Genomic DNA, 14,885 nt, shown 5'->3' on the forward strand with positions numbered 1-14,885 from the left:
TTTATAACCATTCATATGTTATTTTATCAGATAGTTTTTTTGCAGGTATTCCAGCATAAATACCTGGTTCGGTAATAGATTTATTTACAAGCGACATTGCAGCAATGGTAACATTATCACAAATTGTAATTGGACCTAATACAACAGAGCTTGTACCTATCACAACATTATCACCTAATTCAAATACTCTTTGTATCTGATGTTTTTCTTTATACAATGGATCGCTTGGCGATTTACCTCCAAACTTTACACCCGACATTATCACCACTCTACCTTCAGAATAAATTCCATTACCACCTAATAAAACACCCCCTGGATGTGTCATAGAAAGATGTTTCACATTTACTGAGAAAGACATTAACTCTACTCCGTAAATAATAAATAGTAATCTATCTAAAACCATTATACTAATAAATTTTCCAATATATGGTATCTTATGATACACAAATTTCGAAAATCTAATATGTGTGTTAATTTGCCACTCGATTACAAAATATCTTCTAAATCCGATTCTCATTAATTCTAAAATAAATCAAAAGTTAATGCTGTTCCTCTCTTTACATCTTTTTTTATGGTTCTACCTAACATTTGTTCAAAATACTTTGGAGAAATACCTAAACCAGGTCTAATGATTTTTATATTTTCCTCAGTTAAAATATCTCCAGCTATTAAATCTTTAATTATATAAATTGATCTTTTAAAGGTCAAGCTTTTTTCCTCTTCTTTTAATATCCCATACTTCACTTTTCCAAGTGCTAAAAATGCTCTTTCAGATTCTTCTATTAACATCTTAAATTCTAAAGGCTCCATTGAAAATGCAGAATCAACCCCTCCTTTACTTCTATCATCTGTAAAGTGTTTTTCAATTACTCGTGCACCCAAAGCCACTGATGCTACAGATACTCCTACACCTAAGGTATGATCAGACAATCCTACGTGACAATCGAACATTTGAGCCATGTGTGGAATTGTTAAAATATTCGTGTTCTCAGGAGTCGCGGGGTAAGTACTTGTACACTTGAGTAAAATTAAATCTATACATCCATTTTCTTTAAGTGTTTGTACCGCTATTTCAATATCAGCAAGCTTAGACATACCCGTAGACATGATAACTGGCTTTCCTGTTTTAGCAATTTTTCTTAGAAGTGGTAAGTGATTGTTTTCAAAAGAAGCTACTTTATAAGCCGGAACTCCAATTTCTTCAAGAAAATCAACAGCACTATTATCAAATGGTGTACTAAAACACATAATGCCTTTTTCTTTTGCTCTATCAAATAATGCCTTATGCCATTCCCAAGGCGTATGCGCTTCTTGGTATAATTCATATAGATTTCTACCACACCATAATGATTTAGGATCCGTTATTACGAATTCTCCGTGTGAAACATCTATTGTTAATGTATCGGCGGTATATGTCTGCAATTTTATTGCATGCGCTCCAGCTTCCACAGCCAAGTCAATCAACAATAAAGCTTTTTCTAAAGATTGATTATGGTTTCCGCTTAATTCAGCAATTACAAAAGGCTTTTGATTATCTCCAATTGTTACGTTACCTATTTGAATATCTTTCATACTAAAATTTCTCCTTTTACTATTTTTTCATCCGATGCAAAATCATAATCTAATAAACAAATTGCACCGTTGGGCGTTTTTATGATAATATTACTCTCTGTTTGTAATACAATCCCATTTGGATCACTATCATTATATCCAAAATCTGAATATTGTATTTTGTGTATAACTATCTTTTTATTTTTGCAGTAAGTAAAAGCCCCAGGATATGGTTTTGCTTGAGCTCTTATCCAATTATATATACGCTCTTTTTGCCAGCTCCAATTTATCTGCCCATCATCTGGAGTTCTTTTACCATAAAATGTTGCTTTGGTTTCATCTTGTGGAATGAAAGTTATCGTATTCTTTTCTATTTTATTAATTAATTTCTGAATTATAATTATATATCTTTCATTATAAATATCCAACAATTCAGCACCTGTAATATCTTGGGCAATAGTTATTTTTTCTTGATATATAATATCCCCTTCATCACAACCTTCTGTTAACTTATGTGCAGTTATTCCTGTCTCTTTTTCATCATTTATTATTGCCCAAACATGCGGTGTTCTTCCTCTGTATTTTGGCAAACAAGAACCATGAAAATTAATCGAGTATTTGTTGGCGTGTGAAATAATGTCATCCTCAACTATAAATAAATAATTTAATGACAAGATAACATCTGTATCAAAATTGCTTAAAAAACAAGAAGATTTAGCACCTCTGGGGTTACCAATAAACAAAGGAATGTTATTATCATTACAAAATGATATTATCCCATCAGATTTTTTATCAGTGAAAACAAAATTTATATTCTGAGTTAAATGCAAATATTTCAAACATTGTAGCCCTAAGTTTCCACTTGAGAGGATACCATAACTAATATTCATTATGCTGATAATTTTTGAAATATTGATAAAATATTATTTCTGGATTTTCCATCTACATACTTAGCTTGATTACTAATTAACTGATTTAAAACACCCTCGTTTTTTAGCATTACAAGTTTCTGTGCAATAATATCAACTGTTGCTGTATTAAAATCATCTATCGATAACGCGCAATTTAAATCAACTAATTCTTTATGTATATATTTTTGATTTTCGATTACCGTTCCTGTTAACAAACCAACTTTAGCACAACATACTTCAAGAGAAACTGTACTTGAAGGGCAAATTGCAATTTGCGATTGCGACAATAATTCTATAATTTCATTCGAGTTAATATTTTTTTTATGAATTATAGACAATGTTTTATACTTGCTTATTCTTTCTTCAATTCCATTATGTATATAAGCTGCCCCAGTTACAACAATTACTTTTCCTACAACACCACTTATAAAACAAGCGTCTATCGTCTTAAGAGTGTTGTCATTTGGATCTGCACCACCGAAACAGATGTAAGCGGTACCTATTTCTTTTGGACTTCTACCAAAACTAGCCAAATGCAAAAATTCTTTACGAAGCATTAAGTAATTCAGTCCTGCGTATATCTTTGATTTATTTTCTGTTTTATATAATTTAAGGACACTTAAATCACCATGATTTATAATTACATCAGCAAAATATTCATTGTTTGCATAGTCATCCACCACAACTAATTTCGCACCTCTTGATTTTATCTTCTTTTGATAATTTGTATCAAAATTATAACCATCTAATACAACTATTACATTAGAATTAACAAGTATACTTAACTGATCAACTTCTGATTCTTGATCTTTTAACAATATTACTTTGCAATAAGATTTAATTATATCTGTAATAGATGTGTCATTACTTTTTAAAATAAAAAAACAATTAAAATCATCTTTAAGCATATCAATTAGCGACAAACATCGATATATATGGCCTAAACCGATTGTTGAGTCACCATCTGCTCGAAATAATATTGATTTTTTATGCATAATAATCTCCCGACCTTCCTGTAATTAATAGATCACTTGGTATTTCAGATTTTGTAACTCTTTTTCCTTCATTTAAAGAGGAATATACAAATCCATTCAACAAAATCATTCCTGCCAAAATTTCATTAGTGGAAATTGGGGCTATTCCATTATTCAAAGAAGCATTTAACAATTCTTTAAATGCATTTTCGGTAGCACTGGTATTGATATTTAACACTAATGTTTCTGTTAAATCTTCATAACCAGAACCTTCATAAATTTCAATTCTTTCACCATCTTTCATTATAGTAATAGTTCCATTCTCACAAACAAGTCTCACATTGAGTCCGTTAGCTTGATTGATTGAAGCTGACACTCCATTTTCAAATTTTATATATGCATTCAAAATTATTGGATCTTCGTCAATGACTAATCCATGTATATTATTTCCATCAATTAAGCAGGTACTTTGCAAGTATTCAAACTCGATAGAATCTGAAAAGAATAAAATAATATCTGTTGAATGCGGATGAGTCCAATACAAAGGGCTCCTACCATGTTCTACAACAATTTCTTTAAGATTTCCTAACCTTCCCGATTTAAGTATTTTTTTAGCTTCTCTATAAGTATCATGATATCTTCTATTTACACCATAACCAACAGTTACATTGTTCTCATTACATATATCAATCGTTTCTTTGCAATCTAATATTGTTCTGCTAATAGGCTTTTCAAAATAGATAATCCGTACACCATTTTGGGCAGCATACTTTATTATCTCAGTTCTACCTTCAGTTCTAGTAGCTATGCAAAGTACATCTGGTTTAGATTCATTAATTAACGTCTTATAATCAGTATATAATTCTGACACATTGTAATGCTGACCTAGTCTAAATAATCTATCAGTATCAGTATCACAAAATGCAACGACTTCAAATTGTGGTATATTAATAGCAGATTCAACATGACTAATCGGCAGCCAACCATTTGGCACTTTACCTTCTAATCTTTGAGATACTTCTGCTCCCATTCTTCCCAATCCTATTACCGCTACTTTTAACTTTTCCATGTGATTAATGATGAAAGCATTTGTGTCTTTCTTTCTAGGTATTTCTCGTATTGCTTTTCTAATTCTGTAAAATTGATCTCGTCTGTTAATAATTCTTTTGGATTTAGCTTTCCAGAATTAAAGAGCCCTACTATATACTGTAGATTTCTTTTCATATTGAATCTAACATCATGAGGTTGCACTTCAGATTCATTAATAAAACTAAGCGCTTTGATTGTTAAATTTTTCGTATATACATATTGAGGATCTAATGGATTAAATGTTGGAGATTGTTGTCCCCTACCAGGAAAACCTAAATTAACAATTACTCCTCCTTTTCTAGCAAGTTTTAATGCTAGATGCCAGTCATCCCAAGAATTAGATGTATTAACGATAATATCAAATCCCGTTTCATATACTTCACTGTCCACTTTGCTCAGCTCTTCCTCCGATTTACCAATGCATTTTATGTGCTTTAAGTTTTGTTTCGTTGATACATCTTTTTGATTAGTAAAAAGATAAGTATTTGCTCCAGCAACATTACTCATTAATGCTGTCGAAACACCTAATACACCTGCTCCTATGATTCCAACCGTATGGCCTTGCTTCACTTCCCCAGTAATTAAACTATGATAACCTAAGTGGAACAAATAAGCAGTACAAGCATACTTTAGATCTACATTTTGAGATAGTATTAAATAAAAATCATTTGAAGAAATAGCAAATTTGTCTCTATGCGATTGAAAAGTAAGAATATAATCCCCAACCAAGACACCTTTAACATCTACACCTATTTCTATTACCTCAGCTACATTACAATAACCAACTATTCTTGGGTAAGGATTTCCTGGTCTTAATGGGGTCATACCTGCATATGCAGCTACCTCAGTACCAGGAGAAACACAAGAATAAATTGTTTCTCCAATTATGTAATCATCATTATATTTTCCAACCTCTATTACTTCATCTTTAAGAATTAAATCTTTAGGAGAATTAAGAGTATAAACTTTACTTATTAAAGAATTCATTAATTTTATTAATTACAAATTGTTGTTCTTCGTCACTTAACGATGGATACATTGGTAAACTTATACACCTCTTATAATATGCTTCTGCATTTGGCATATCGCCTGCTGCCCATCCAAATTGCTTATAATAAGGCATCAAGTGACAAGGAATATAATGAATTTGAGCAAATATATTATTTTCTCTTAAATAATTATATAATCCCAAACGATCTTCTATTTCAATAACATAAAGATGATAAGCATGTCCTTCTACAACACCTGATTGCCCTTTTATAAATGACTTCTCTCTCAATGCTTCATTATAAATTGCTGCAATTTCTCTTCTTTTTACTAATCCTTCATCTGCTCTTTGCAATTGACTTGTTCCTAAAGCAGCTTGAAAATCAGTCAATCTATAATTGAATCCTAGCGTTTGCATTTCCATATACCAAGCTGGATAAATACTATTTTCTGTATCCAATCCATTAGCAAAATTTACAGAATTAGTATATTCTGATTCATTTTTAGTAATTCCGTGAGTACGCAATGCCAAAAGCTTTTTATACAGAACTTCATCGTTTGTAGTAACCATCCCACCTTCGCCACAAGTGATGTGTTTTACTGGATGAAAAGAAAAAATGGCCAAATCAGCAAAACTACTGTTACCGCAATTATGACTTTCAGCATACGAATCAACAAAAAAACCACCTGGAGCATGGCAAGCATCTTCAATTATCCACAAACCATATTGATCTGCTAATTTTCTGTATGCTTCTAAATCCACAGCTCTACCGGCAAAGTCAACAGGAATAATTCCTTTATAAGTTCCTTTTGGAGATGCTTCTAATAATGCTTTTACTTTTTCAATATCCAAAAGATACGTATCGGGATCAATATCTGAGAAAACAACTTCTCCACCACAGTAACGCACACAGTTTGCTGATGCCGCAAAAGTGATGGGTGTTGTAATCACTTTGTCCCCATCCTTTACATCTAATGCTAATGCACATAAATGCAATGCAGCAGTTCCATTAGAAACAGCTACCGCATAAGTACTTCCTACATATTCTGCAAAAGCTTTTTCGAACTCTAAAATTTTAGGCCCTTGTGTCAAATAATTGGACTGCAATGCTGCTATAACAACATTAATATCCTCTTGTGTAATATTTTGACGTCCGTAAGGTATTATTTTATCAATCATAGTATTAAAAATTTAAATCTACATGTTCTTTAATCAGTAGTCTTAAACCATTTACTGTTTCCCATTCGGCATTCGTTCCTGAATTGTAATTAAATCCTTCAGTAACTTTTATTGCAGAAAAAGTACTAACAAAATCATCTAAATCAAAATGTGGCACTGAAGGCAAAATAGTATAATATTTCCCTAAGTCATAGGTGTTATAAGAATCGGAAGAAGTGATCATCTCTTCATGTATTTTTTCACCTGGTCTAATTCCAATAATTTCCAATGTACATTCAGGAGCAACGGCTTTGGCAACATCAGTAATTCTATAAGAAGGTATTTTAGGGATGAATATTTCCCCTCCCCAAGCTTGATCAATAGCATGCATTACCATATCTACACCTCCTTGTAATGATATATTAAAACGAGTCATAGTGGCATCCGTGATAGGTAATTTCCCTTCTGCTTTCTTTTTCATAAAAAAAGGAATAACAGAACCGTTTGACCCCATTACGTTACCGTATCGTACTACTGAAAACTTAATTGGATTAGTTCCTTTTATATTATTAGCAGCTACAAATAGTTTATCTGAAGTCAATTTAGTCGCACCGTATAAATTAATTGGGGCACAAGCTTTATCGGTAGACAATGCAACAACATTGCTTACGCTTGTTTGCAAAGCAGCATGGATAACATTTTGTGCACCACCAATATTAGTTTTGATACACTCATCCGGATTGTATTCAGCTAAATGCACATGTTTCATTGCGGCAGCGTGAATCACAATATCGACGCCTTGAAAGGCACGTACCAATCTTTGCTCATCTCTAACATCTCCCAAAAAGAAACGAATTTGAGGAAATTGGCTTTCTGGAAATTCCTGAGCCATTTGAAACTGCTTTTGCTCATCCCTAGAAAGTATAATCAATTTCTTAATTTCAGGAAAATTTTTAAAAATATGAGAAGTTAGTGCTTTCCCTAAAGACCCAGTTCCACCAGTTATTAAAATTGTTTTATTTTCAAGATTCATATTATATATTTTTTTGTGAAATAATACTATTGTTTACCCTCATTGGATAAAATTCTTTTTTTATTCTGTTTCTATAGTATAGAACTAAGAGGACACCACCTGTGTAAACAATCGCCTACCGACCAATCCCAACACCACCAAAAAACCTGCTAAAACTCCTCCCATTACAATCCCTTTTGTCTTCCCAAACTTTTCTTTTTTCAAAGGCAAAATAGGTTGATCAATTACTTGAATCAATGGCGTCTCCTTACGTAAAGTTACTTTAGCTAGTTCGGTCTGTTTGACCAACTCGGTCAATATAGCGGTATTCGCCTGTACATCTACCTGTCTGCGGGCAGAAGGCGCCCGGCGTACATTCATTGCAGGATTCAATCCAAAAGTATTATCGTTGGCTACTGCTACACCTGTAATCGCACCATTCAACTCCCTACGAATGGAATCAGTTTGACGTTCTAAAATCAACATATTCTCCCGAGATTTTTTGCTTTTGGTATCGATATAAAAGTCCGAAACTTCTTTCACTAAGGCTTCACAAAAATATTTGGAAAACAATTCATTATTAGACACTACGTCAATACTAACAATTGCCACTTTCTTATCTTTTTGTCCTACAGCTAATCCACCTTGCGATAGATTCTGATACATCACGCCCAAGATACTATCTTGACCTCTTGTGTAGTTTTTTCGATCCGCTTTTGGTAAAAACTGAATACCTTTATATTTAGGATTGGCACTCCATTGCTCACGCCATCCTTTATTTTGGATATACATCTCTGCCAGCGAAATAGTCTTACCTTCCAAAACCACAGGACTCAATAAAGTTTGTTCAACCATGCTTCGGGACTTAAACAACTCCGTCAAATTAGAACCGGTAAAAATACTAGCACCACCACCACCGAGATCCAGTCCAAACTGACTCGCTAAACCTAAAGCTCCTCCTAGTCCGCCACCGGATTTTTCGTCTTCTAACGCAAAAGACAAAGTTGCGGTATAAACCGGTTTTTTACTAATGGAATACGCCAATCCTAAACCTGCTCCTATAATCCCCGCCAACACAATAATTTTCCATTGCGAAAGCAAATAAGAAAACCAATCTTTGGTTTTTTCAAGCAATTCTTTTAAAGAGATTTCGTCGTTAGGTATTTCTTTATTCATTGTATCAAGATTTTTCGCTTGTATTTTATTTAATTGTATGGAAATGTATATTTTAAATAATGTCGACAAAAGCCTGTTATCTGTTTTTCATTGGTCTCACTTTAGGATAGAGGTATAACAAGTGAAATCTGCTATCTGAGACTGATCCCTGAAACCTAAACCTGAACACTGACCACTGATCACTGCAATCTGAAAACTGATCACTGCAATCTGAAAACTGATCACTCAACACTGAACACTGACCACTGATTACTGACCATTACCTCAATATCGCAATAATAACCCCTGCCAAACTCGCCAATACTCCAGCTATACTAACAAACTCGCCCGTACTCATTTTTTTAACTTCTGGTTTTTCCGGAACAATAATTTGCGACCCTGGAGTTACTTTAGGATAAGATCGTATAAATAAGAAAGAATGGGCCACTGCCGCTTTTCCGTTTGGATAAATAATATAGGCTTTCTTTTTCCAGCCTTTGTTATCGACTCCACCTACAGCACTTAAGTAATAACCGAATCCTTTCCCTTTTTGATAAGGAATTTCTGAAGTCAACAACACGTTTCCGGTAACTTTTACGCCTTCATTAAAAGCCGCCACTTCAATTTCATCTCCGGGAAACAGCGTGACATTGGTATTACTTTTTGGATCTTTAACAATCGACTTCCAATCCACAGGTATTGTTGCAAATTTCAAAACTTCCTTTAATTTTTTGGTTAGTTTTTTTTGAATACTGTCTTTTTTACCCAGATTCAGATCTACGCTTTCTACCACTTCTATTTGTTTGGCTTGAATAGGTCTTTTGATTTTAACACCATCTATATTCGCCAGCGAAGTCAAACCACCGGCTCTTTCAATTACATCAGAGACTCTGTCTTTTTTTGTTGCCAAAACATATTTTCCGGCATAATTCACGGCACCGCTTATCGTTACCATCTCTGGTTTTTCATACACCGCCATTTTGCGAATATTTACGACATCAAAAGGCTGTAAGGCGAAGTTTTTTAACTGCTCATTGTTGTCTGCTGTTATCTCTAAATTGAATAATTGTGCTTTATTAGGATTGGCATCATCAATTGTTTCCGACTTGATCATTCTCGCTACCTCAACTCTTTTGGAAGCCGAACCGGTCAATCCTCCAGCCTCTACCAACAAATCATTTAAGGTTAAATTTTCATGGTAATCATAAATCCCAGGTTTTTTGATCTCGCCATCAATGGTAATTTTATATTGTTCCACAAAATCTAAAATAGAGTACACCGTTACGATATCTTCTTTTTTTAAAGCAATATCTGCTTCAAGGTCGCCTTCCAAAGCTTTCACCAAATTCACATTCACGATTTCCGTGGTCAAATCTGATTTTAATCGAATGATTGTTGCTCTGTTACTGTACGCATCTTCTTTTAATCCGTCCGCTTTTGCAATCAAATCGGAGATTCGCATGCCTTCATAAAAAGAATAGGTATCAGGTCTGAAAACCGCACCGTCAATTTTAACACGATTTTCAAAACGGTTTAAAATTTTAGTTACTCTAAATACATCCCCCGAAGAAGGTTTATAAGTATTAAATTCTGCGAATTTGACATCGCGAACTTTAAACTCTTTGTTTGTTTTTTGCAAAACATTGACCGAAGCGGTGTAAGCAAATTCGTTGAACCCGGAAGCAAAAGATAATAAATCAGCAAATGTCTCTCCTTTTTTCATTTCAAAAATACCGGGACGCTTCACCTGACCTTCCAAAGTAACCCTTTGACTATACGCTGGAATGCGGATAACATCATTATCTTTTAATCCCACATTATCCGATTGATCTCCATTCACTAAAAAGCGATAGATATCTATATTTTTATAAACTTTATTATCTCTTAATAATTCTATGTTTCTATAACTTCCATTCTTTCCCGGACCCCCACCTAAAAATAAAGCATTATAAACGGTTGCCAAAGAAGATATTGAATAATTACCAGGCTGCTTACTGCCTATTATAGTTACTCTAATCGTCCTGATACGACTTAAACTGATTCCAACTTGTGATTGCCCGGATCCAACAGTGCTGTACACTCTGGCAATAGCGCCTTTTATTTTTTGGGTTGCCGCTTCTATAGTCATTCCTGAAACGGGAATCTGGCCTACATACTGAATATTTACCTTACCTTCCATAGTTACGGGAACAGAGGCATTAAATTCTTGAACGCCATAAACACTAATTTGCAATTCATCTCCTGGTCCAAGTACATAGTTCACCGGAGTGGCTAATTTCAAATTGGGTTCGAAATTTAAGGAAGGATTATCAAACAGTTCCGAACCAAAAACCAGTGCATTAATCGAATCTTTTACTTTCGTATTGACAATTTTTTCTTGTTTTCTGGTAAGTTCACTTGATTCATCTTCCCCTTTCAGATCATCCTTTTTAGCAGTGGCGGTAGTACTTTTTATTTCTGCTAAACGAATTTTCAATTTAGCAAACTCAGATGCTGGCATTCCTTTAGCCAAAGCCATCGGTTCCGCTTGCTCGATAGTTACATTATTAGTTTGCAACTGCGTTTTGATTTTTGCTATATCACTGTCCGATAAATAATCCACCTTCAGTGTGCTCAAATCAGTACTTTTCAACAAATCTTGCGCCATCACTGTTGAGGAGTTAAAAAGCGCTATAAAAAACACAGCTAGAATAATTACTTTTCTCATGTTTAATCTAAAATTTACAATTTATGTATCGTATTCGATTTGAAAATCTATTCTTAGGCAACCCTGAGAGTAGCAACTCCGCATGGCTTCGCCATAGTAAGCCACACAGTAGGACGTACTCTTTCTCAAAATTTTTACAAAGCTATAGCAAAATTACAGGAAAACCTCTAGTTTCGGTAGGAAATATAAAACAAAAAAGACTTTTTTTTGGTTCATATCACGGTACTAAACAATTAACCTCAATTTAGTTTTGCGAAAGTAATGACAATTGTTCCTAAATGACTAAAAAACGTGAATCATATAAGAAATAACACCATTAAATAAAAAAAAGTTTACAAAATAAAAATATCTCGTAAACTTTTAAACTAATTTCTATTTAAAAAGAAATTGTGTATAAACTTTGTGACACCGTTATATGTACAATTATTCAAAGCGTCTATTCTCGACCTAATTTTCACAAAAAAATATAAAATGAAATTTTATTTTTTCTATTCGATGATAAATCCATTTGCTATTATTTACGATTTTCAATTGTCCTTAGCTTCCACAGGCGAGCGTGAAGTGTTTGAAGAATACGTAAAAAGAAAAACTGTTTGAGCATAGCGAGTTTTTTCTTTTAGACTCGAGCCGAAGGCGAACAGAGCAAAGCTAATTCAAAAACTAATTTGACCGCCGAGGGAGTGAAGACTTGAAATCGAAGATTCATGAATACCAAAAAAATAAGAACCCATGAATATTTTTTTGTTTCTTTTTTGATCAAGACAAATCGAAGATTCAGCGAACACCACTTACAATAAAATTAAGTGAGCTAAAAAAGAAAATTAGAAAATCATAATTTTCTAATTTCAAAAAAAACGTTAATGTAGACTGAACCCAAAAGTTTCGACTATAGAGAACCTTTTATATTTTTTATTTTAGTTGTTAATGAATTCAAATATGACTTTTTATGAGTTACGCTTAACTGATTTTAAATACCGTCTTATACCATGGTTCTTTTTTTACTTTTACACCATACCCATATCCATATCCATACCCTTTAGTGGAGTCAGTATCATTAAGAAGCAGGCACATATTAGGCAGCTTTCCTTCTTTATATAAAATATTAGGAATATTCAACATTCGTTTTTCTAAAAAATTAGCACGAGCCACGTAGATAAAAGTATCTGCATGTTTAGCAATTAGTAATGTATCTGTTACTAAACTTACCGGAGCAGTATCCACAATAATATAATCATACTGCGGTTTTAGTGCTGCAAAAAGTACATCTACCTTTTTACTCATTAATAACTCCGCCGGATTAGGCGGTATTATTCCTGCGGGTAGTATATGAAAATCTTCAAATCCTTCCTGTTTTACAATCAAATCCTCCAGTTTTAAATCTTTCGACGACAAATAATTGGTAAATCCTCTTTCTGGCAAAGTAAAGTATTCGTCCAGTCTTGGATTCCTGATATCCATACCGATCAACAACACTTTTTGTCCGGCCAAAGCAAATGTTGCGGCAAGATTAGACGACACAAAGGTCTTCCCTTCCTGAGGGAAAGTAGAAGTCACGAATAATGTCTTAGCTCGTCCCTCCTCCGCTTTACTCAGCATAAAATCCAAATTAGTCCGGATGATTCGCAAGGCCTCTGCAGGACTGGTTCTACTTTCTGCTTTTATAATCTCTGAAGGACTATCCGAAGTTGGAACATCTCCTATAAATGGGATGAGCGTTTTTCCATCTAAGTCCAATCTACTTTTAATTTTAGTATCCAACAAATCATCCGTGTATATTACAACAAAAGGGATCAGCAATCCCAATAGAAAAGATGTGAGATAGATTGTATTTTTTTTGGGAAAAATAGAATTTTTATTTGATTTTGCCGAATCGACCACCCTTGCGTTAGGTTCCGTTGCCGCTAAAGAAATAGCCGTTTCCTCTCTTTTTTGCAACAAATACAAATACAGTTCTTCCTTGACTTTTTGTTGTCGGGCAATTACCCTAAACTGACGCTCCTGCACCGGAATTTTTCCGATTTTTGTGTTCAGCATATTTTCTTGGCTATTCAAATCTCTTTTTTGAATATTTAAACTGGATTGCATTCTCAATAAACTAGTCTGAACTGTATTTTTCAATGAGGCAATTTCCTGGTCCAACTTAAGAACAGACGGATTCGATAAAGTGGCTGATTTTAGAATTCGGTTCCGATCCAAAACCAACTGATTATAGGACGTAATCAGTCCTGAAGCATCTCCCGCACCAGCTATGATATTGCTGGGCAATAGATCTGCCTTCGTACTTTTTTTCATAAAATTCAACATAGAAGAAACCACGTTCATCTGAATTTCAGCATCAACGCTCTTTTTCTCGTACTCACTGGATCCTTCAATAAAAAGCTTGGCTTCTGAGTCAATATCAGTAACTTTATTAGATTTTTTAAAACTTTCCACATCCTGCTCCACACCTTCCAGCTCCTGAGTAATCAATTTCAATCGATTCGCAATAAATACAGAAGTATTTTCAGATATGAAATTTTTGTCAGCTGCAGCATTTTCATTATAAATCTGAATCAAATTATCTAAGAAAATTTCCGCTTTATTTGTTAATGGATCTGTAATAGAAATTGCGACAACACTGCTCGATTTACTTACAGGCTCAACTTTGACACGAGACCTAAAACTAGAAACGACATTATCAAGTGGACTAACTGAAATAGTAAGCGATTTAGCACCATCAGTAAATTGATTTTCTTTTAATCTGGCTTTATTAATGATGAGAGGACCAAATTTGGTTGGTATTTGTTCTCCATAATGAAATTCATCTTTAGCACTTAAGATGAGCTTTGAAGGATTGTGAACCGATCGGTCTTCTAATTCAAAAACAGTAGCACTTATTTCCTTGAAATTCAAATTAATGGAACTTTCGTAAAAATGCTTGGTTTTTTCCACAAAAAACACTTCAATTGGAGTGTCCTGATAAACTTCTCTGTCTACAATTTTTCCTTTTACGATTAAAGCAATATTAAGGTTGAGCTTTTTAACGATACTTTCTACCAAAGTCCTTGATTTCAAAATTTCAATTTCATTATCTAAGTTACTCTTCATCCCGTTTCCAAGTCCCATATCAGCAAAAGCTGACATCTCAGAAAGCATACCGCCTTTCTGCTCGTCTTTTACTAATATCGTACTAGAAGCCTGGTATAATGGTAAAGTATACTTTAAATATAAAGAAGCACCCAATAAGCACATACAAATAGTTAACAAAAACCATTTCCAATGAAACAAATATTTATCCAAGAAGGATTTTAAATCAAAATCTTGCTGTAAACCGTCGTCAAACCTATTATTTCTCATTTAA

General features: G+C 33.8%; 12 protein-coding genes. 1 reads left to right on the plus strand and 11 read right to left on the minus strand.

Features of this window, described 5'->3' with window-relative positions; genetic code table 11:
- Nucleotide 1 precedes the first annotated feature (1 nt).
- The 10 genes from C4S35_RS15615 to C4S35_RS09605 all read right to left on the minus strand — a co-directional run bounded on the left by C4S35_RS15615 (nucleotide 2) and on the right by C4S35_RS09605 (nucleotide 11,545).
- Entirely contained in the window at nucleotides 2-325 is a 324-nt protein-coding gene (locus C4S35_RS15615; protein WP_159916708.1) for a hypothetical protein, read from the minus strand.
- 197 nt (nucleotides 326-522) lie between these two features.
- The gene (gene pseI / locus C4S35_RS09565; RefSeq protein WP_103999970.1) at nucleotides 523-1,572 is read right to left on the minus strand and encodes a pseudaminic acid synthase; all 1,050 of its coding nucleotides are present in this window, start codon (nucleotides 1,570-1,572) and stop codon (nucleotides 523-525) included.
- Nucleotides 1,569-2,441 (minus strand): methionyl-tRNA formyltransferase, encoded by an 873-nt coding sequence (locus tag C4S35_RS09570; protein ID WP_103999971.1) that lies wholly within the window; start codon nucleotides 2,439-2,441, stop codon nucleotides 1,569-1,571. Before C4S35_RS09570 ends, pseI begins: the two co-directional genes overlap by 4 nt.
- Nucleotides 2,441-3,457 carry a UDP-2,4-diacetamido-2,4,6-trideoxy-beta-L-altropyranose hydrolase gene (pseG, locus tag C4S35_RS09575; RefSeq protein WP_103999972.1) on the minus strand — a complete coding sequence of 339 codons (1,017 nt, stop codon included), beginning with the start codon at nucleotides 3,455-3,457 and terminating at the stop codon, nucleotides 2,441-2,443. Before pseG ends, C4S35_RS09570 begins: the two co-directional genes overlap by 1 nt.
- Nucleotides 3,450-4,505, minus strand: coding sequence for a Gfo/Idh/MocA family protein (locus C4S35_RS09580; protein WP_103999973.1), 1,056 nt, complete (start codon nucleotides 4,503-4,505; stop codon nucleotides 3,450-3,452). The genes pseG and C4S35_RS09580 overlap by 8 nt, the downstream gene beginning before the upstream one ends.
- The gene (locus C4S35_RS09585) at nucleotides 4,493-5,512 is read right to left on the minus strand and encodes a zinc-dependent alcohol dehydrogenase (protein ID WP_103999974.1); all 1,020 of its coding nucleotides are present in this window, start codon (nucleotides 5,510-5,512) and stop codon (nucleotides 4,493-4,495) included. The genes C4S35_RS09580 and C4S35_RS09585 overlap by 13 nt, the downstream gene beginning before the upstream one ends.
- Nucleotides 5,493-6,692 (minus strand): UDP-4-amino-4,6-dideoxy-N-acetyl-beta-L-altrosamine transaminase, encoded by a 1,200-nt coding sequence (pseC, locus tag C4S35_RS09590; RefSeq protein ID WP_103999975.1) that lies wholly within the window; start codon nucleotides 6,690-6,692, stop codon nucleotides 5,493-5,495. The genes C4S35_RS09585 and pseC overlap by 20 nt, the downstream gene beginning before the upstream one ends.
- Before the next feature lie 4 nt (nucleotides 6,693-6,696).
- On the minus strand, nucleotides 6,697-7,704 hold the full coding sequence (pseB, locus tag C4S35_RS09595) for a UDP-N-acetylglucosamine 4,6-dehydratase (inverting) (protein WP_103999976.1): 1,008 nt from the start codon (nucleotides 7,702-7,704) through the stop codon (nucleotides 6,697-6,699).
- An 84-nt stretch (nucleotides 7,705-7,788) separates the two neighbouring features.
- Nucleotides 7,789-8,859 (minus strand): Wzz/FepE/Etk N-terminal domain-containing protein, encoded by a 1,071-nt coding sequence (locus C4S35_RS09600; RefSeq protein ID WP_103999977.1) that lies wholly within the window; start codon nucleotides 8,857-8,859, stop codon nucleotides 7,789-7,791.
- A gap of 259 nt (nucleotides 8,860-9,118) precedes the next feature.
- On the minus strand, nucleotides 9,119-11,545 hold the full coding sequence (locus C4S35_RS09605) for an SLBB domain-containing protein (RefSeq protein WP_103999978.1): 2,427 nt from the start codon (nucleotides 11,543-11,545) through the stop codon (nucleotides 9,119-9,121).
- A 471-nt stretch (nucleotides 11,546-12,016) separates the two neighbouring features.
- Here C4S35_RS09605 and C4S35_RS16205 point away from each other — a divergent pair, with 471 nt between their 5' ends.
- On the plus strand, nucleotides 12,017-12,142 hold the full coding sequence (locus C4S35_RS16205) for a hypothetical protein (protein ID WP_279627791.1): 126 nt from the start codon (nucleotides 12,017-12,019) through the stop codon (nucleotides 12,140-12,142).
- Nucleotides 12,143-12,502: 360 nt separating this feature from the next.
- On the opposite strand, the gene C4S35_RS09610 is transcribed toward C4S35_RS16205, so the two are convergent.
- Nucleotides 12,503-14,881 (minus strand): GumC family protein, encoded by a 2,379-nt coding sequence (locus C4S35_RS09610; RefSeq protein ID WP_103999979.1) that lies wholly within the window; start codon nucleotides 14,879-14,881, stop codon nucleotides 12,503-12,505.
- Nucleotides 14,882-14,885 lie beyond the last annotated feature (4 nt).

The organism is Flavobacterium urumqiense, from assembly GCF_900108015.1.
Lineage (GTDB): Bacteria > Bacteroidota > Bacteroidia > Flavobacteriales > Flavobacteriaceae > Flavobacterium > Flavobacterium urumqiense.

What these genes read in the sequence shown, in the direction of transcription:
- C4S35_RS15615 (WP_159916708.1), bottom strand. Translation starts at nt 325, where the DNA reads ATGACACATCCAGGGGGTGTTTTATTAGGTGGTAATGGAATTTATTCT.
- C4S35_RS09610 (WP_103999979.1), bottom strand. Translation starts at nt 14,881, where the DNA reads ATGAGAAATAATAGGTTTGACGACGGTTTACAGCAAGATTTTGATTTA.
- pseB (WP_103999976.1), bottom strand. Translation starts at nt 7,704, where the DNA reads ATGAATCTTGAAAATAAAACAATTTTAATAACTGGTGGAACTGGGTCT.
- pseC (WP_103999975.1), bottom strand. Translation starts at nt 6,692, where the DNA reads ATGATTGATAAAATAATACCTTACGGACGTCAAAATATTACACAAGAG.
- C4S35_RS16205 (WP_279627791.1), top strand. Translation starts at nt 12,017, where the DNA reads ATGAAATTTTATTTTTTCTATTCGATGATAAATCCATTTGCTATTATT.
- C4S35_RS09580 (WP_103999973.1), bottom strand. Translation starts at nt 4,505, where the DNA reads ATGGAAAAGTTAAAAGTAGCGGTAATAGGATTGGGAAGAATGGGAGCA.
- C4S35_RS09600 (WP_103999977.1), bottom strand. Translation starts at nt 8,859, where the DNA reads ATGAATAAAGAAATACCTAACGACGAAATCTCTTTAAAAGAATTGCTT.
- C4S35_RS09585 (WP_103999974.1), bottom strand. Translation starts at nt 5,512, where the DNA reads ATGAATTCTTTAATAAGTAAAGTTTATACTCTTAATTCTCCTAAAGAT.
- C4S35_RS09570 (WP_103999971.1), bottom strand. Translation starts at nt 2,441, where the DNA reads ATGAATATTAGTTATGGTATCCTCTCAAGTGGAAACTTAGGGCTACAA.
- C4S35_RS09605 (WP_103999978.1), bottom strand. Translation starts at nt 11,545, where the DNA reads ATGAGAAAAGTAATTATTCTAGCTGTGTTTTTTATAGCGCTTTTTAAC.
- pseI (WP_103999970.1), bottom strand. Translation starts at nt 1,572, where the DNA reads ATGAAAGATATTCAAATAGGTAACGTAACAATTGGAGATAATCAAAAG.
- pseG (WP_103999972.1), bottom strand. Translation starts at nt 3,457, where the DNA reads ATGCATAAAAAATCAATATTATTTCGAGCAGATGGTGACTCAACAATC.